This is a genomic window from Candidatus Berkiella cookevillensis, assembly GCF_001431315.2.
Lineage (GTDB): Bacteria > Pseudomonadota > Gammaproteobacteria > Berkiellales > Berkiellaceae > Berkiella_A > Berkiella_A cookevillensis.
Window position 1 is genome coordinate 2471938 of sequence record NZ_LKHV02000001.1, and the last position, 19642, is coordinate 2491579.

Consider the following 19642-nt stretch of genomic DNA (forward strand, 5'->3'; position numbering starts at 1 on the left):
AATAAAACTCTTTCTTTAATATCTAAGGCCATTGCTTCCCAAACGATAGCGTTTTAGGGGAAAAATGGTGCAAATACATCATATATACCAATTTTAAGCTTGCATCCTTAACTTCTTATTTGATAGAGTGGTTAGCTCAATTTCAGTAGGTGCCCCATATGATTTCTTTTTACAATGAAGAAGCAATAACCAGCATTCAAAATGATGCATATAATTCATTTTCACTGTTAGATCAATATGATGGAGAGATAGGCACCTGCAAAAAAATGATAGATCTCGGAAAATTTAAAGCCGAATATCAAAACTTCGCACTGGTCTACAGTCGATATCTTCATGAAGCCAACCAAACCATTGTGCGTAATGAAAAAGAGTATTTAAACTATTTGTCTGAAAAAAACTATCCTGTAGTTACAGTCTATGGCAACGCATTTGTCGTGGAACAAAAATTAGAACAACCTAGGCTCGCCATGCTTATGCAATATATCCCTGGCGTGTTTATTGAAGCAAAAACAGCAGCACCACTCAATATATTGATCTTGGCTGCATTATTAGGAATTCCAGCACGCGCGCATCAAGAAGCATGGCTGGCGCTCAATCAAAATCACTTAGCAGCAAACATTATCCAAGCAATGGATCAACCTCAAAATTTCTCACAACTGCAAGAAAAGGCAAATATACTTGCAAAAAATTTCCAAGCCCTCATCCAAAAGATGGAGCAAGATCAAATTATGATCTGCGATCTGCAAATGATTATTTCAAAAGATGGGCGCTTAACCATCATTGATCCACTTGATATTGTGGATTATAGCAGCGCAAAATCTTTATTTAAGAATGAGATTCAAGACCCTACCCCTGATTTACGACAATTTCTTCAACACACAAAGAGCTGGCTAAAAAACGCCCTTGACTTTTGTCAAACTATTGCCCAATCCTCAACACCCACAGATCTACATGCCTTCGTCAGTGTAACGCCAAAAGCTCTAACATTTCAGCATGATGCGATGACACAAAAGAAAAAAGCGAGATCACGCGTAGAGATGCTCAGAGGCACCGAAACAAATACTCCCCTCTCTTCGTTATCAATTACAAACAAAATGTAATTTATTTAATCCCTAAAAGAAGTTCTATTTTTTGCTTCATATACACTATTGTGAATAGGTGGATAGTTTTCTTGATCGCTTGCATTATCAATATGCAATGAAGAAAAAATGAGTGGTACTATGTGATCAGAAGAAGAATTTAAGTCAACAATGGCACTCTCCTCACTCATTTGGCCTATATTCAGTTCTGCAAAGGGTCTTACACTATCTAACCTTGAAGGTATCACATGAGCAGACTGACGAAGAGAGGATTGGCTTCTCATTTCTTTATTTCTTTTCTCAAGCATATTTCTTCCCATCAAGCCTTTAAGTAATGATGTGGGTTTACGAGCAGGCGCACGTTCAGATGGCTGCATATTTAAAACAATTTCCAACAATTCAGATACAGAAGCAGCTGCCATTATACTGGCACACCATGCGATGGATCTTTTCAACATATTTTTCCCATCGTGTAATTGTTTAATAAAGTCTACATTATCAAGAACAGTGTCATCATAAATGCTTTTATATTGCCAATTATTTAATGAGCCACTATTTATATTTTCTATTTCTACAACATCAACAGGATCAATAATAAAAACCTCACCCTCTTGAGTAACCATTAACTGCAAGTCAGAAATCATAATCCGTTTTTCTTCAGAAACATTTAGAATATCCAGCAATTTATTGTGAAGCCTCTCTGCAAATAATTGTGCTTTCCCAAAAGCAGACTCATCGTCAATCAATTTTGCTTTAACTTCTTCTTCAATTTTATTTTTCTGTAAAACCCATCCTTCGCCATGTGGTATGGTAACGCCAAAGGCAAGGCTAAATAACTTATTTTGTGCCGATTCAAAATCCTTTACATCAATGAGGACAGCATCAGAAACCCAATCTAAAATCACAGCATATTGTCCTGTTGCTATTTTAAAGGGCTTACTATGAAATTGAATAGCAGGCAACCCAATTGAACGCATAAAATCTAATAAAAAAGCTTCTTTTATTAATGCTTGCTTAGCAGATGTTATCTTTTCTCTTATACAAGCAAGGCCTAATGCATCATCCTCTAATTGACATACTTGCTTAAAAGATCCAGCAACCCATTGCATATTAGCAAAATCAAGCTCTCCTGAAATTATGCACTGTTGAATCAATTCAATTTTTTCTGCTAAATTCTTCGCCAACATAGTTTTTCCCAAGTTTTATAGACCATCATAAAAAGATAGTGAAGGTAATGGTAACTAACAAGATAAAATCTTCATTTAAGTCAATCCATAGACGAGCACTGCTATCTTCTTGCATGAGGTTATTTCTGAAAAAGATCTCTGTCGCACACCATTGTAAGATTATGTTATAAGTAGAAGAAGCAGCGTTTTTGTGATACTGCTCCATACTATTATTAATAACACTGATTATATATTTATAAAGTATTTCTCTTTCCTTCTTCTACCGTCATATCGCTTGCATCAACATTTCCTTCTAACATAACCCAATTATCCATACTTTCTAATTCTTCTATAGCCTTTTGTTCTGCATCCATTTTTTCCGCAAGTGCCTTAAGTTTTGCTTCTCTGCGACTATCCCAAAAGTTGGTTATGGTAGGAGAAACATATTCATTGTAGAGATAACCGAATAAATTTAACGACTCAAGTGCAACAATCGTACCACCACCAGCCACAAGACCACCTACAGCAGCACCTTTGGTTGTCATGACTTTGACTGTCTCTTGATATGCCATTTCACCTGCTTCATGGGCAAGGCCAGTCACATTTGCTCGTATCAGCAGCTCTGCACCTGGAATCCCATTCATGCCTGTTTCTTCTAAAATTTGCTGTACAATCTGGTCTCCACTCTCTTTTACAGTTTCTTTTACTGCATTGCCAACTTTCTCACCTAATTCATAACCCATTGCATTTCCAATAAAACCACCAACAACAGGTCCTACCGTGGTTGCGGCAACGCCTGCGACTTTCATTACAGTAGCATGCTCAATCACACAATCAAATTGATTGACTGAAGGAGAAGCAACTACATCTAAAATCTCATTATCTGTAGACGCTACTTCAAGTACGGAACTTGGTTGTACTGGAACAAGCACGCCATTTTCTTCATCATTCAATTCTTCAATAATCACGGTTTGTTGAGTTGCTTGTTTAGGTGCTTTTAACATAATATACTTTCCTTATCATTTACTTTAATACTAATACTTTGATTTTTTAAATTCTGTGTTGTTTAAGCTGCTGCAGCTGCTGTTCGTTGTGGTGACAGCAACATGAAACTTGCGTTTAAATCTTCATCCACAATTCGAGTGCAGTCATAACTAGGACCTTGATGTTTGCAATATTTTAAAGCTTCCCATTCTTCACAATTCTTATAGTTGTTATACGCGGTTACAAAACCAACATCATAAAGATCTGCTACTTTATCAACAGCATAATCTGTTGCTATATTCAAAGGCATGGCACATAAAGGACCAACCGCCGCAGTATTTAAGGCGTACATACCACCTTTTACTAAAGCTCTACCCAAATTATCACCAGAAATAGCAGCATTTACGCCATTTGTAGCTATCGTTGTGACTGCTTGTGCAGCAAAATGAGCGCCAGGTACCGCAGTTGTAATCGCACCTGCTACTGCCATTTTACCCATTTCCATCGCTGTATTCTTTGCAGTATCTGCAACAAAGTCAGTTGCTACTTCTGTTGCTGGCGCACTGCCCAGGAAGAATCTTTTAAGGGCAAAATAACCATTTGTGATAAAGCTTGGTGTCAGCCTGGACACCAACGTATTTAATATGCTCATCTTGTTTTTCCTATTTATTTCAAATGTGAATATCTGTTCATTTATGCCAATTTACATTAGTGAACTGACTATGTCCAGCATATTGACCTTGAAATGGATAAGTGGGCATTCACAACGATAAATGGTGTTATAAGGGATTATTTTTATGAAATATCATGTAGATATAAAAAAACGGTGTAACTAATCCTAATGAATATGCAATCTAAAAATAGCTTTAAAACAGTTGCAGGAAGGAGCGGGAAAATGAGGAATCTCAACAAAGATAGGCTTGGTAACCTATCTTTGCCAAATTTTATCATTAGATTGTTAATGATTTATTGTAGCGCGCACCTGAATAGGTATTTTCTGCTTTATAAGCAATAGCCAAATCAACTTCTGCAATACAATTTTTGAAAAGCAGATCTGTGTATCGATTCAAGCTTGCTTTTAATCTATCCAAGCTTTCCATTGATTGGTTTACTAAGCGATTCCATCTAGGCATACCCTTTTCATCTACAAGAGGGCAGTTCAAATAAGTACAGATAAACTTATGTCGTTCTTCACGTGTTGCAAGGCAATTAAATTCTGTATTTAAAATACGCAATTTCTTATCATCATGATTCACAGATTGATAACGTTCTTTATCAATAAATAATAATATTTTCTGTATTGGCTCTCTTTCAAAAAAAGTAGGTTTATCTGGCACCCAACCCTTCTTACCATCATCGCGTACAAATTTATCCGTGTATTTCAATAATAGCTCATCCACACTATCTGGACATGGATGAATAGAAACATTAAAACCAACGATATTAGGTAATGCTAAGAACTTAGCATCCCAGCTATGATCATATATGTATTTTTCAGCACTCTTAATATCTTCTGAATTTAAAAGTGGAGCCAGATTAATATTATGAACCAACCAATGCCAAGATTTAGAGACACGCCTTAGTGTCAATAATGTCTTCAAATCAAAAAGCTGAAATATTATCCTCATGATATCATCTGGCAATAATCCAGCATTTTCTATGCGTGTCAGTGGTTTCTTCTCAGATGATATTCCAGATAACATAATATAGCCTCAAAATATAAATTTAAGGGGTATTGTACAATCTATTGAATAATAATAAAAAAAATAAAAGATGAGCGGTAATTTTATCAGCATAACTGAACAAATTATAGGAGTTCAATGAAGACAGATGGAATTTAAAAGATGGATACACTATGATAAATACTTGGCAAAGACAATAATGGATTATATGTATGATACCTTCTCGTGGCTATGCTGTTCAAAATAAAAACACCCCCTTAAGCCCTTATCATTTTCAGAGAAGAGAGCCAGGCCCACATGATGTATTGATTGATATTCTATATTGCGGCATCTGTCATTCAGATCTACATCAAGTTAAAAATGAATGGGGCAATGCACTATACCCGATGGTGCCAGGCCATGAAATTGTTGGCAAAATCCGTAAAGTTGGCGCTCAAGTAACACGCTTTAAAGAAAATGACCTCGCTGGTGTTGGTTGCCTCGTTGATGCCTGTAGAACTTGTCCAAGCTGCCACCAAGGCTTAGAACAATACTGCGAAAACGGCTTTATTTCTACCTACAATGGCTATGAAAAAGACGGGAAAACCCTTACTTTCGGTGGATATTCAGACTGTATTGTGGTGGATGAAAACTTTGTGCTTAAGATTTCTGATAAATTGCCTCTCTCTCATACAGCACCTTTACTCTGTGCAGGTATCACAACTTACTCTCCCTTAATACATTGGAAAGCTCAAAAAGGACAAAAAGTAGGCGTGATGGGTTTGGGTGGCCTAGGTCACATGGCTGTTAAAATCTCCAATGCTTTAGGCGCACATACAGTTTTATTTACGCACTCTGCCCATAAAGAAAAAGATGCATTAAGCTTGGGTGCAAAAGAAGTGATTCTCACAAAAGATGAAAATGCCTTTAAGAAACATGCGAATAGCTTTGACTTAATCATCAATACCATATCAGCAACGATAGATCTTGGACTCTACCTTGAAACACTCAAACGCGAAGGTACCTTAGTTTTTTTAGGTGTGCCTGAACATGAATTAAAACTTCATCCTTCGAATCTGATTTTTAAACGCCGTAATATTGCAGGTTCGCTCATTGGCGGCATCAAAGAAACTCAGGAAATGTTGGATTTTTGTGCACACCACAATATCTCTGCTGATGTTGAAGTTATTCCAATACAAAAAGTAAATGAAGCCTATGAACGCATGCTCAAAGGTGATGTCAAATACCGTTTTGTCATCGATATGCACACACTATAAAAAATTAAAGGGGTGTCCCAGATATCTTTCTATGAAAAATATCTGGGCTTATCTGATTAATATCTCATAAACAGATTATTTTCCAGGTCCAAATTTAGATCTTAACTCTTCTTCTTCCATCTTTGCATCTTCAGCAAGACCATTTACTTCATCATCAGAAATTGCCTCATATGACATTTCAAAATCCATTTCTTCTGTATTTAATTCATCTTCTGAACCAGCTTCATATTCTGGATGGCTTGCCTCAAAAGCTCTATCAACAATTTCATTTAAAGCATCTGTAAACGGATTCTTCTTTTCTTCTTCTTTCTTTGCTGTGAAAAAATTTAACATAATCATATACTATACCTCATTTTGGTTGAATTTTATTAACAATGTGAAGTTTATTCGCTAATTCAAAAAATGAAAGTATAGAGCGATGTACGGAATACATTCACTGATAAAATGAAATTATCTGTCTATTACTTGGTTTATAGTGCATGAAATCATTTAAAGGCAACCAGCCTAGAACTCTTTGGTGCAAGTCGCCTTGCAACTTCAACAGCAGCAGAAATAGCGCTTTCATGCGAATCATTTTCATGAATGCCTGGGAACCAAAGCCCCTTTTTGCCCTCTTGTTTTTGTGCGGCTTTATAAGCTTTATAGTAAGCCATATTCATATGTGTATGCTCAAAATTATAAACTGCATATGGATCTTCTGGCATAGCGCTCCCAGCATCATCTTTTGCTCGAATATCGTAAGTGACCCAGGTTTTTAATACTGGGGAAAGCTCATCACCTGTTTTCCAATTCTTACACATGGTCGTGGCAGCTGCTTTACCATTCCAACGAATATTTATAATTTGTGGCTGAGTATGAGGCATAAATCTTAAATTTTCACCTTTAGCCTCACTTAAGACAATTTTTGTATCAAAGGTCTTTACGTTATTAAATTTATGGACTAATTTATCAAGACTTGGAATATCTTTTAATATTTTTCCTGCAACTTTCGGGTTCACTGCAAATATCACATGATCAAATAATGCAGATTCACCCGTTTCCTTTGTAACACGATATTGTCCCGCTTCTTCAGTAATAGATTTGATGGGAGAATTAAGCTGAATTTCTGTATTTTTAAGCTTTGCTTGCAATGCTCTAATATAACTACCAAACCCATCTGTTATTTCCATCCACTCATTATTTGCTCTCTCTCCATCTATGAAATATTTGAGTCCTTGGTATACTGACACTTCCTTGATGTCTTCAATACTAACACCCCATGCTGCTGAGAGAAGTGGATAGAGAAAGTTGTCTTTAAAATTTTCAGTAACCCATATAGAATCTAGAAATTCCTTTAAGGTAACATTATATACTTTATTATCAACCAGATTTTTTCCTTTATACATCATCCATTTTAACTGTATAAGCCTAAAGAGATTACTAGGCCTCAAAGAATTAAACTCAATAGTGTTATCATGTATAGGCGGCAACACCATATGCTTTCGCGAGTTTACATCATAGAAATTGAAGGCAAGTGCAAAAGTGGTTGTGGTAACAACTAATAACTCTAATAATTTTATAAAATTGGGATATGATGCTCGATTGAAGAACTCAGCACCTGCATCAACAGCAACTTGCTTACCATTTCTATTGATATTTTCCGTTTTAGCATTTCCACCAAGCTGATCTTGCGCCTCAAAAACAGTTACATTGTGTGCTTCTTCTGTCAAATAAGCCGTTGCCAGACCTGCTGCACCGCCTCCTATTATGGCAACATTGTCTGCATACGCAGCACTCACTTTACACATCGTTATAAAAAATAGAAAAAGCACGTGTCTTTGCATATAAATCCCTTACAAGCCGTTCCACATCATTGAATCTCAGTGTAATAAAACTAAAAGTTGAGCTGCAATCTGTATTTTTATTCAATCAGCATAAAGTACTTGTTTTTATAAACAGAGCTATCGTTCTAAAAGATTTTTTTGAGATCAGTTTGAAGAAAATTCAAAAACGACGACGATAAATATAGTCCATCGTCTGTTCACTCAAAGCACTGGCGCTTGCACTCATAAATCGAGACACTGTGGGCGTTGTATAAAGACTTGAAAAATAGTAGGTCATAGTACCAACAACTGCACTGGTTGTCGCTTTACCAATGGTAAAAGCCCAAGATTCGTCATTTGTACCTGTATATTCTGGCATATAATGTGTTGCTATTTTGGCAGAAGAATCAGCAATCACACGAGAAGATACATTGATGGTTAAGTCGCTGCCACTGGTAAGCATATTAATACTCACACGAGCAAGAAACCCTGTGCTAGAACCAACAACTGAACGATTCAATGCTTGCTGGGCGAAAACAAGCCGTGATTGCATCCGCTGTAGTGTGTCTTCTTGACTTATATCGTGTGTTTGGTTCGTACGTGCTCTAATACGATTCATTAAGAGATTAATGCAGTTAGCACCTAAAGCTCCCACAAGAGAAAACCAAAGTGCAGTTTTCCCTTTATCGACACATTCATCAACCACAATCTCTACACAAGACTGTAACCCTGCCATTGGATTTACTGTCACAACCACAGAACGTTCAGCGAGCAATTGTCCTAAATGCTTAAGTAGCTTTTCCTTCATACAATCCAATATTTATCATCAAAAAAATGAGACTAAAAAAGCAATTACTCTTTTCGTATAACACAGCAATATCCAAAATCTACCTAATAGATACTAGATAATAAGAAACGCTATTTCGTTTTACTCACAAGTACTTCTGAATTTTCGGCATAACAAAAAAATCAATTATTTTTCAACATACGTTGACATGATTTCTTAACATCCGTTACTTTTTCGATAATGGTTGAATTATCAGAAGAAGTCAAAGACAAAGATTCTGCCATTTTTTGCAAACTTTCCAGCTCAGTTTGAAAACCAGAGACATCACCTGACAGACCTCTCACATGACGTGCTTTTTGAGAAAATACACTCAATAAGGCACGCTCTCTTGCTGGTACAACGGAATCTGTTGGAGAAGAAGAACTTTCTTCGGTGAGTGCAAATTTCTCAAGCAATATTGATAGGACTTGCTCATTTTCAAGTTGGCTACCCTTTAATGCATTTGTATTAGTGCTATTTTCCTGATTTGTTTTTTTTCGTCTCTTCGGCTTAATAATGCGCTTACTAATAATATCTTCATCAGATGAAGTGGTAATATCTTTCATTTCAGTGGGAATGTCTTCAGGCGTTTTTTCAAGAACAACCGAAGAGGAGACCATCTTATCCAATCTTTTTTTATGCCCTGTACTGACACTACGTTTCTTTCTCACTTTACTTGATTTCAAGGCTTCCAGCTTATCAACCTCCTCTTGCAGACTCGGATCGTCCTCACTTAATTTAGATCTACCTTGCATCACAGAATCTATTGTTTTCAAGGTTGTACTACGTGATAATTTTGGCTTTTCTTTTTTATCTTTGTGCTTCTTTCCCAGGCTAACTGGTTCTCTCGTGAGTCTTGGTAAAGTAGCAAGCGTATGCTGCCTTTTCATTGCCTTATAATGTTCAAACGCCACATTTACGTCTAGAGGTTGTTCTAGGTATAATTTATAGAGCCTAGCACGCATATCTTTCAACCCCTCCAAGCTAGGTCTCATTTCAGCTTGCTCTTGCAATAAAATGGTAACCAAACTGGTTAATTCTTTCCAAACAACAGTGTTGTCTGTACTGCTGCCAAAAACATCTGGCATCATTTTGTGCAGTTCTACTAATTTCAAGTCAACCAATGTATCTTTAGATTTAGCTGCCAACATCATTTTCCTCAGTTCAGCCTGATAGTTAGCAGAGGTCAAAATTTCAGCAATCACAACACCTAAAGCCCAATAATCACACGCAAAATTGTAATAAGGTCGTGTTGAAATAGGCTCCAATATTTCTGGTGCAACATAACCAAAGGTGCCTACATTGGTTTTATCGCTCTCTTTCATGTTTGGACCATATTGAATCGCCGATCCAAGATCAATTAGATTTAAAATTAGATTAGATAGATCCGAAATCACAAAATTATCTGTTTTAATATCCCTATGTGCCAGCTCATATTTATCATGTAATTCAATTACTTGCTTTAATACCAAGATAACAATATGCAGCTTTTTTCTTATATCAATCGTTTTCTTGGCTGCAAAATATTCTGGGGATTCTTTATCTTTTGATTTGTCTATTTCATAAAGATAATGATTTAAATTTCCACCTGCACAATATTGCATTAAGGTGTACTCATCTTGCCATTCAGAACCATCTGCCTCAACTCTGAAATTTGATGCAATACCCACTAGTTTCTTTGTAATCTGCAGATTTCTTCTTTCACGCATCAAATCTTCTTCAAAGGTCATACCATTTGCAGATTGAATTTTAACAGCAACCAAATTGCCAGTGACCATATTTTGCGCAACAATCACCTTACCCTGAGCACCCTCGCCTAATTGATTGGAGGGGTCGACTGGATTATACATATGGAATTCAATTTCTTTGGTTTGAGGAGAGATTGTAACGAGAACATTGTAGATTAAAGCAGGCTGATTGGGATTAGGTGCAACTTCAAACAAAGATCCTGATTCTTCCAAGGATTGATTATCAAGTTGGGACAAAATTGAAAGCATAATGGCATTACGTGTATCATCATCCGCTAAAAAAATATTGGCCTTGGTTTTAATTTTAGATTTATCTTTTTTTAAATGAGGTATCTTATGGTGGGGACCTTTGTTCATTGCGTGTATTTTCACCTTAAATATATGGGCAAATTTCGAAAATACTAAACGAAGCAACAAAGTTCGTCAACACTTATCCATTCAAAAAATCCAATTCAATCCTATTTTTCATAAAAAAACACACTAACAAAAACAACAAAAATTATAAAACCAAATTAATATTTATTGATGAGTAGACTATAAAGATCTCGCAAGGAGTATAGAATTCTTTATAAAAAAGATTATTATAATTTCTGAGTATAAATTCAGACAGCATTTATTTTTATTGATATACACGCATATTGAACTTTTTAAATTGCTGTCTAATCGAATATATTGCAAGAATCATCATTTATATATTTATTTCTATTATGCGTTTAAGGAGTGCTAATTATGATATCTTTTGGTAACAAATCATTACTATATTACGCTGTTATATTAGCTATATCTTCAGTCATATTGGGCTTTCTAGGCTTAGGTGGACTTGCGGGTGCATTCAGCCAAATTGCTAGCATTCTATTCTATGTCTTTATTTTATTGTTTATTCTATCACTGATTGCATATCTTGTACGTGGTATAAAAATTAAATAGATAAAAAAAGGAATATCACATACCTTCTTTTTTATCTCTATTTATGCTTCAAAGCCTGAGCAGGAGAAGACTTAGACTCAATTTTTGGTTCCTGACCATCCAGGAAACTATGTTTTTCTTTCTTAATAGCCTCTGCAAAGCATTCTTTTATCATATCCGCTTTCTCTTTAGAGGCACTTTCTGGAATCGTAAAGACAGCATTGGGGCTTGCATTTCTCACCGCTAATAAACAAGCAGTCAATATAGCTTGCTTTACAGAGTCAGGAGGTAAATTTTTATTGACGGAGAAAGTTGTTTGGCCTTTGTCCTCACAAGCATACACTCTTAAGGGCCTTTCAGGTTTGGCAGGATTCTCAAAGCCAATCATGACCCCATTCACAGTATCGCTATCATTTCTTAATTGTGTCACTTGGACAATTTTAGGATCTTTATCACGATTGGCCTGAATCTCAGAAAATTTTATTACTTTACTTACCAACTGTTGATCATTCACAATCGTGACTTGCGTTCTATCTTCTGGTGATGCAATAGAACGCTGTACTGCATGTGCTACTGTCATACTCTTCCTGGTGGCACCTAAAGTAATAGGCTGTTGACTTTGAGATGAGACATCTTTAGGCGCTGTGGGCTTAACGGACACCCATTGTTGAGGAGGCACTTTTACTGCGGGTTGAATAAAGTCTGCCACTAAATCTTTCTTTTCCTTTTCTGTCGCTTTTTCTGCAATTTCAACATAACGTTTTGGATTTGCCAACATAGCATGCTGAATGTCATTTCCATTTTTCGCTTTTTGCACTAAATCCTTGGGATAGCCCTTTTCCTCTAAATAATTTTGCATGATCTTTTGGCCTTCTTTGCCGGATTTATCGCTAAATACCTTTAGCTCAGCAAGATTCTGATCAGAAGGATCTGTCAATAATCTATCGATGGCTAATTCATGGATCCCTTTTCCTTGATATCGAATGGTGTTTAAATCAAATTCTGAATCAAGTAATTTAATAAAATGTGAGATGGGTGCCGTTTCTAATTCAAACATGCCAGCAGCTTTGACCGCAGATGATCCATGACTTGATACGGGTCCTTTTGGAATAGCATCTATTTTCTTAGAAAGTTCGCTTTTAGGGTTATTAATAATCGAAAATTGTTCATAAGCGTGTGTTCTGTCCGCAACTAATTCAATCCATCTATTTATTTGATGAGAGTCGTTTTGAGATAAATCTGTCTCACGACTCAAGAGCTTCAATGCTGTCAATAGCTTATCTGGTTCTGCTACAATTTTATCTGTTAGTAACGCTTTTATTCTAGGATCGATACCCATTTCTGACTGGAGATTTTTCTCAAAATCTTGTTGCTTTTGCGCAGCAATTAAAGCATATCCAAAAGCAACAGCAATCGCCGTATCTTCAATACCCTTGAGGAAAAACGGTCCTCGATCTTGTTTCAGACCGTCTATCATATTGATTAATATTCTTTGTTGTTCAACAGATGACAGTGCTGTAAAATCATCTTTTCTAAACGCATTGAGCATCATAAGTGCAACCATTGTCATACCTGTTCTATCAATACCATCGGTACAATTAACCGCAACTGGTATAGGCGGATTTTTCCCCATGGTTGCATGATAAAAATCTAGTAAATGTGCTAGATCAGAATTCGCAAAATTAAGTTTACCTGGCACAGCTTGCCCTTGTGCACTCTGCACTGAGCCATTTGATTGCAGCACTAATTGCCTTTCAATATGTGGATCATGACCTTGATAGAGTGAAATCGTTGGGACTTCAATATCGCCATGCCCAAAAGTAGAGACTTGTGCTTTCTTTTGATTATCTAAGACAGTCCTTTCCTGTAAACCAAAGCCTTTAGCCTCTGATCCATCTGCACCAATAATGGTCAATACTGCGTATTGTTTAGGATCTCCAACACCAACTGAATTAGCAATTGCAGCAACATGCTTTTTACCAATACACGCTTGCAATGTTGGCGCAATTTTCTGAGCTTCTGCTCTACCGCTAATGCTACCACCATGATCACTTGCAATCTTTGAAAGCTTGTCCCAAAGCTTACTATCCGTTGGATCCTTGAATTGCAGATCTGCTTGTCTTAATTCAGCTACAATTTTCTCTTCTAGTTTGTCCTTATCTTCAACCGACTCTTTTTGTTTACTAATAATTAGGCCAGCCAATGCGCTTGCCAATGCTTTTATAGCCTCTGGATCTGAATTCAATACTATATCATCTGCTAATAAATATTGATCAGGTGCCATGGTTCCAAATAAAGTAGGTGGATTCCCAGAAGCTGTTGCCGGTGTAAGACCTTGAATATCTTTAGAGGCATACCAGAACATTTGTCCTTTCACAAGTGGCATATCTATGGTTTCTGTAATTAAAGTGCCAGCCATCACTTTTGCCACCTTGACAATCTCTGCTCCCTTTCCTCTATCCGGTAAATTATCTGTAGCAACAGTCCAAACAGGAATATTACGTGCCACATACTCTGCTATGGCGAGTCTTTGGGCTGAGTGCTCTACTGGCTTCACCAATGCATCTTTCTCTTGAGATATGCGCTTATAATCAACTATTATTTTATTGGCCTTTTCTAGAGTAAAATCTGCTTGCACATCCTCAATACGCTTTTCTAAAATCTCTAATTTTGCAAGTCTAGACTCTGCTGCTTTAATCAAACTTAATTCAGCTTCTGCTTCCTTGAGATCAACTTTAATTTCTTCTTGTGTCTTCGCATCAGGCGTACTTTCTAATTGTGTATTTAAAGCGTCAATTTTTTCTAATATTTTCCCCTTGGCTTTTATTTGTGCTATTTCCTGTTCAACATTATCTCTTATCTCATATAAAGCAACCCGCATTTCATCACTGAGTTTTGGATGAGCCACAGCTTGTGCAGCTAAGGCTTGTTTCCTCTCATCAATAAAGGATTGCTTGATAGCCTGAGCAGCACTCAAATCTATGCTGCGAACATCAGACATGGATGCACTTCGTTGTATGCGTGTTCTAGGGGTTACTTCTGCTATATCTTCAACTGTACGACTTTGTGACGGTGTCTCAAATTGCGTGATAACAGGTTCTCTTGCGGCTTTAGCTTTTGAAGCATGCATCATGCTTTGCATATCAACCGCACTTTGTGAGTGTTGGCCAGCCTGAACTATAAATTCTGCTTTACTTTGTAGATCCTTGAGTTTTAATGCAGACAAAGCAGGATGTGTACTGATAGATTTTAAAATTGGGTTAATCGCTTGTGCAGTCTCTTCTGATAAGGCGCCTGTCTTACTTGCTTTTTTTAACTGCTGTATGGCTTGTTCAAGCTCTACTTTTAACGGCCCTTTCAATTGCTGTTCATAGTAAGCGATTTGATTACTGATATCATGTTGTTTTGCTAATTGATAACTTTTTAAGGCATTATCAAAATCCATCACTGCCTTAAATGCCATAGCCGTTGTAGGCGCTTTAAGTTGTGTATGTTTTTGCTTTTTAAAATTAGAGGCAGACATTGTTGCAACAGAAAAGAGGCCTTTTTCTTTGCCACTTTCTAATTGTCTCGTTAAGGCATCATTTGCTTCTTTACTATAAGCATGAACATAGAGTGCTACTTTCTCTCCTTTAATGACTTGTGCAACGGCCTCCATAGCCTCTTTCATGACACTGGGATTATTATTAAAAGCACCTTGTCCAACCATTGTGAGATGCAAAGGCACTGTTTCACCCGTTTCACGCGCACGAATGACGGCTAATTGCGCAGTTGCGACATATTGAGCAACCACCAACTTCTTGCATATTTGATCTTCTACACTGCCTTCTGCTGGTTTGCCCATGCCTTGAAAGGAAGGTGCAGCACAAAATACCTGCATTTGGGTAGCGCCTGAAGATTCACAATGCACCCACTGAGGTAAGACTCTTAGCTGTTCAATATTTCTGCTAATATGATCAAGCAGTATTTTTTTATCATTCTCATCTTTTACTGTGCCCAAATTAAGATAGCCATCTTTATACAAGTTTGGATATTTAGTAAGCAATGAAGGTGGCAGTAATGTTGTAAGCGCATGATCCAATGTACCTGCATGCTTAGCCGCTTTTCTATGTAAAGCCGCAGCAGCCGCCTCTATTGCTGCTTGTGGCCCTTGTGTTCTATCGCCTAAATATTCACCAACAGATACATCCATGGGACCCGGTGCTTCTTGAAAATCAAATTGACTGGCTACTTGCAATAAAGCATTCTGTCCCAAAGCAGTCCTATGCAAATCATTTACACCCACTCCTTGTACAATGGTAATGCTAGGCGCTGCAATCGTTGGGTCACTTTTATCTTTAGCTGCCACTGCTGACAAAGAAGATTGGATTTCTTGCATCGAAAAAGTACGAGGCGGTGGGATTTGGGATAGTTGTTGTCTGAGCACACTTTCTGATGCACCGAAAGTTTGTCCAATCCAATCCCCTTGTCTGCCAGCACCAGATTGCGGTAACGGCCAAGGACTGTCTTCTGCATTAGGATCAGTGCGCATCACCCAGGCCTTTGCTTCTATATTGCCAAGCTTATAATTTTCATGTCCCTTTGCTGACAATGCTTGTACAAAGGCTGGGATCTGAGGAGCACGCATATGCTCAGTCATTGTTGCTGCATGACTTTGTGATGCAGTCACTCTTTCCTGAGCTAATATTCTAAATTTAATTTTCTCCATCTCAAGACGGGTTGATAAAAAGAGATCTTCTAAACTATCATCCAGTTTCTTTCCTTGATTATTCGTCACCGCACGCTGCTGCATCTTTTCTATTAACGTTAGCATTCTATCCACACTGGCAACATCCATTTGCATAGCAGCAAAAGGCAGTTGATTTAATATAATCTTGTAGGCATCTGTCTGATCTATTTTCTGATCTTCCTGGCCAGGTGTTTTTAAAATAATTCTAAAATATTCAGGAAAATCTTTATCTTTCAGCTTAGCCTCAATAATCTCAAAGATATTTTTAGCTATTTTTTCACCATCGTCATTTGCTACATTTATACCTAAGTCAAGCTCTATCTTTACCATCGCAGCATCAAGAACAGGCCACATTAACTCTTCAGAAGGTGCCGTTTTTGCTCTTTGTGCAATCTCCACCAATTGCGTTGGTCTATAGTTAGGATCTTTTAGTACCTGCTCCTGTGCACGTAACATCGCACTCATTGCAGCATGTATTTTTTGCAATTTTGCTTCATTGATAATACGCTCCGAAGTGTTCGGGTCTGTTAAGTAATCAGGCTCTTCATCTTTAGCGGTTAAAACAGAAAGATAAGGGCCTGTAAAAGGTATAACGGTCTGTCCTCGATCTAACAAGCTATCCGTCGTATTTCTTAGCATTTCACTTTGTTGCCGCTGTGAAAATATCTTTTCCGCTTCTGCTAAATTCAATTTAAATACATCTTGGTTTTTAAAGTTAGGTCTACGCAATAAATCTAAACGTTCTATCTGAACATTATTTAAAGCAGCGATAATAGCCATGCCCGAATTAAAATCATTATTATTAATACATTCGCGCATTATTTCTGAATAAAAAACAGCACGTTGCTCTTTGGCTTCTACACTAGATCCTTGAAGAATATCTGCCACTATCATGGTGCTCATATTATTGAAATTGGCAATTGCACTCTTGACAAGCGCAGAATTCTGCTTTGTTTCTTCTTTAGACCAGTTCTGATTTAAAAATTCGTAGGCTTTAATGCTCATCAAATCGGAAATAGACTGTGCAGTGAAGCTATTTGCTACTCTTACTTTTGCTTCAATATATTCTGGCGTACCTCTTGGTGGTAAATTTTGCAAAATTTCATCTAAAGATTTTTTCTCTGCACCTGCAGCTTGAACTTGCATCCTCAAGGCTTGAACTTGCACTGCGCGATCTTGCTTATCTTTGAGCGCTTCTTGCATACTATCTGCAAATTTTGATACATCTAATCCAGCTGCATGCAAACTGGCTAGCATACTGTTCATGGCATCAACTTGTGGCATAATAGCTTGCAGATTTTTTTCATATACGGCTTTTTGTGATTCTAATTGCGCTTTTTCTTTTAGTAATGCTTGCACGTCTTTTAATGCCCATTTATCCGCTTGAAAACCAAACTCTCCTTTAATTGCTTCGGACAAAGATTTATATTTATTCAATTTATCCGGATCTTCCATTAATTTCCCAATGTTTTCTATATCTTTAGCTGTCAGCGCATATGCGCTCTTAAGTGCCTCTGTTCTTTCTTGGATTTGGCTTTCCTTCTCTTTAATTTTATCATCAATTTCATTAATAAGTTTCTGTACCTTTTTTTGATAGGGAACATGATCAAATAAAATATGGTTGTAATTTGCTATTAATTCTGAATATAAGGCTTCGGATTGCTTTCTCACTGCCAACTGCGCCAAAAGATCAACTTTATCCGCCTCCAGCCCAACAATTTCTTGCACCATTTGAAGTGCTTTAATTTCTTTATTGAGTCCTTCTAATAATTGTTTTTTAGACGTATCTGGTTGTTTTTTTAGTTCTGCCTCAAATTGTGCAGCTTGAATTCTCCTACTTTGCAAAGCGCTTGCAATTTGTTCAGAATTTTGTAATAACTTAGTAATCTTTTCTGAATTAAACACACCGAGAACAACTAATGCTTTTTGCTTTGTGTCTATGGCCTTTTCTTTGGATTCTATATCCTTTTCAATTTTAGCAATTGCTCTAAAATTTTCTTTATTAGCACCCTTGATAATATGTTGAGGCATGATATCTGCCACCACCATATCTTTCATGAGATTTTGAAAGCGATTATAATAAGCAGCTTTTTGGTCATCTGGAAGCTGTGCTATTTCTTTTGCAACTTCTGCAAATATCTCTTTAGGAGAAGTCACATGCATCAGTGTGGCCGCATAACTCGCAATACTTTCTTCTGAAATAGTGATGGCTTGCCCAGGAAACCAAGTATAAGGACTTTTATAACCTGACAATATTTGATGTATAAAGCCTTTACCTAGCTGTGCTTGAGAACCTTCAATCATGCTTTCTATAGCACGATGATTTCTGACAAAACCTACAATATTACTTAATTTGATCTCGGCTTGCTTGATTTGATTCATTTGATAATTAGATAGTTCTTTCTCGTGCTCATTTAGAAATTTTTCTAATTTTTTCTGTGCCTCTGCAAAACGCATTTCAGTGCAATCTTTTTTAATTGAATCAAAGACTGATTTGAGTGCTGGATTGGCAGCCATACTACTATCAATATTTATCACCATACTTCTGAGATCAATAACTTCAATAGAAAAAACTTTAAATTCCGGCGTAACGCCTTTAGCCATAGTCATTTTCTTTACTGATTCTTCATGCAAATCACTTAATAATTTCTGGAATCTCCCTCCTAATAGGGGTGCCATCGCTTCTTTTAAGTCTTTATGTCGCGCTTGGTATTTCTGCTTAGCAAAATGCTTCATCCGAGCCGTAAAAGAAAGTTCGCTCTTTGTTTCTATTTTTGAAACCTCAGACTTATCACGTGCAGCATCAGCTTGAAATGTTTTCTGTCTTATTTCATTTAATTTTTCTATAAATACAGCATAATCTTCTGGCAAAGATAAAGTTTTGATAAATGCTTTTAATTCTTTGGCCGATTCTTTACGTTGTGCGGAATGAATATGGCCATTATTATAGTGTTTGACCATTGCTAATAGTGCTTGCTTTTGTTCTTGTGAGAATTGCTGTTTTGCAGATGTTTTAGCTACTTCTAGTTCTCTTACAAATTCATCTCGCCAACCCTTAATATTAATCAGATCAGAAATTTGATCTGTAGATAATTCTGCTATCCTATCTTCGAGATTTTTAATATCTTGATCTATATTATCTACTAATTGATCTAAATTTTCTGTATAGAAAGATGCTTGTTTTGTTTTATCACGCTTAATCAACGCTGGTAGTTCTTTTGTCAATGCTTCTAAAACCAACCTACGTCTTTCTAAAGATTCAGAATCTATATTATTTTGCGATTTATTATAAATTTCTTGATATGACTGTATAACAGTTCGAATTCCAATTAAATCTAATACTCCCTGGTTATCAACTTGTATCTTTTTTGGCTTTGGCATAAACATACCTTTTTGTGCATATACAATTATGAGTACAGTGATTATATTAAGGTCGAGTAGAAATTATTGGTATAAGTTCAAAA

The 19642-nt window shown here is 36.8% G+C and carries 12 protein-coding genes; 3 read left to right on the forward strand and 9 right to left on the reverse strand.

The features are described 5' to 3' along the window. Positions 1-158 precede the first annotated feature (158 nt). The gene (locus CC99x_RS10410) at positions 159-1100 is read left to right on the forward strand and encodes a hypothetical protein (protein ID WP_057624086.1); all 942 of its coding nucleotides are present in this window, start codon (positions 159-161) and stop codon (positions 1098-1100) included. A 5-nt stretch (positions 1101-1105) separates the two neighbouring features. On the opposite strand, the gene CC99x_RS10415 is transcribed toward CC99x_RS10410, so the two are convergent. From CC99x_RS10415 to CC99x_RS10430, 4 genes are all read right to left on the reverse strand, one after another. After that, positions 1106-2266, reverse strand: coding sequence for a hypothetical protein (locus CC99x_RS10415; RefSeq protein WP_057624087.1), 1161 nt, complete (start codon positions 2264-2266; stop codon positions 1106-1108). A gap of 233 nt (positions 2267-2499) precedes the next feature. Beyond that, positions 2500-3249, reverse strand: coding sequence for a hypothetical protein (locus tag CC99x_RS10420; RefSeq protein WP_057624088.1), 750 nt, complete (start codon positions 3247-3249; stop codon positions 2500-2502). Between the two features lie 62 nt (positions 3250-3311). After that, positions 3312-3881, reverse strand: coding sequence for a hypothetical protein (locus CC99x_RS10425; RefSeq protein WP_057624089.1), 570 nt, complete (start codon positions 3879-3881; stop codon positions 3312-3314). Between the two features lie 298 nt (positions 3882-4179). After that, entirely contained in the window at positions 4180-4932 is a 753-nt protein-coding gene (locus CC99x_RS10430) for an F-box protein (RefSeq protein ID WP_057624090.1), read from the reverse strand. 191 nt (positions 4933-5123) lie between these two features. Here CC99x_RS10430 and CC99x_RS10435 point away from each other — a divergent pair, with 191 nt between their 5' ends. After that, on the forward strand, positions 5124-6167 hold the full coding sequence (locus CC99x_RS10435; protein ID WP_057624091.1) for an NAD(P)-dependent alcohol dehydrogenase: 1044 nt from the start codon (positions 5124-5126) through the stop codon (positions 6165-6167). A gap of 75 nt (positions 6168-6242) precedes the next feature. On the opposite strand, the gene CC99x_RS10440 is transcribed toward CC99x_RS10435, so the two are convergent. From CC99x_RS10440 to CC99x_RS10455, 4 genes are all read right to left on the reverse strand, one after another. After that, positions 6243-6500 carry a hypothetical protein gene (locus CC99x_RS10440; protein WP_141651884.1) on the reverse strand — a complete coding sequence of 86 codons (258 nt, stop codon included), beginning with the start codon at positions 6498-6500 and terminating at the stop codon, positions 6243-6245. A 152-nt stretch (positions 6501-6652) separates the two neighbouring features. Then, positions 6653-7945, reverse strand: a complete 1293-nt coding sequence (locus CC99x_RS10445; RefSeq protein ID WP_158003200.1) for an FAD-dependent oxidoreductase — start codon at positions 7943-7945, stop codon at positions 6653-6655. A gap of 205 nt (positions 7946-8150) precedes the next feature. Continuing rightward, positions 8151-8777: a hypothetical protein gene (locus tag CC99x_RS10450; RefSeq protein WP_057624094.1), complete on the reverse strand. Its 627-nt coding sequence runs from the start codon at positions 8775-8777 to the stop codon at positions 8151-8153. Between the two features lie 161 nt (positions 8778-8938). Continuing rightward, positions 8939-10900 (reverse strand): protein kinase domain-containing protein, encoded by a 1962-nt coding sequence (locus CC99x_RS10455; protein WP_057624095.1) that lies wholly within the window; start codon positions 10898-10900, stop codon positions 8939-8941. A 372-nt stretch (positions 10901-11272) separates the two neighbouring features. On the opposite strand from CC99x_RS10455, the gene CC99x_RS10460 reads away from it, so the two are divergent. Beyond that, a complete protein-coding gene (locus tag CC99x_RS10460; RefSeq protein WP_057624096.1) occupies positions 11273-11470 on the forward strand; it encodes a DUF1328 family protein in 198 nt (65 codons plus the stop codon). Positions 11471-11507: 37 nt separating this feature from the next. Here the strand turns inward: CC99x_RS10460 and CC99x_RS10465 are convergent, their stop codons facing one another. Then, a complete protein-coding gene (locus CC99x_RS10465; RefSeq protein WP_057624097.1) occupies positions 11508-19559 on the reverse strand; it encodes a RasGEF domain-containing protein in 8052 nt (2683 codons plus the stop codon). Positions 19560-19642 lie beyond the last annotated feature (83 nt).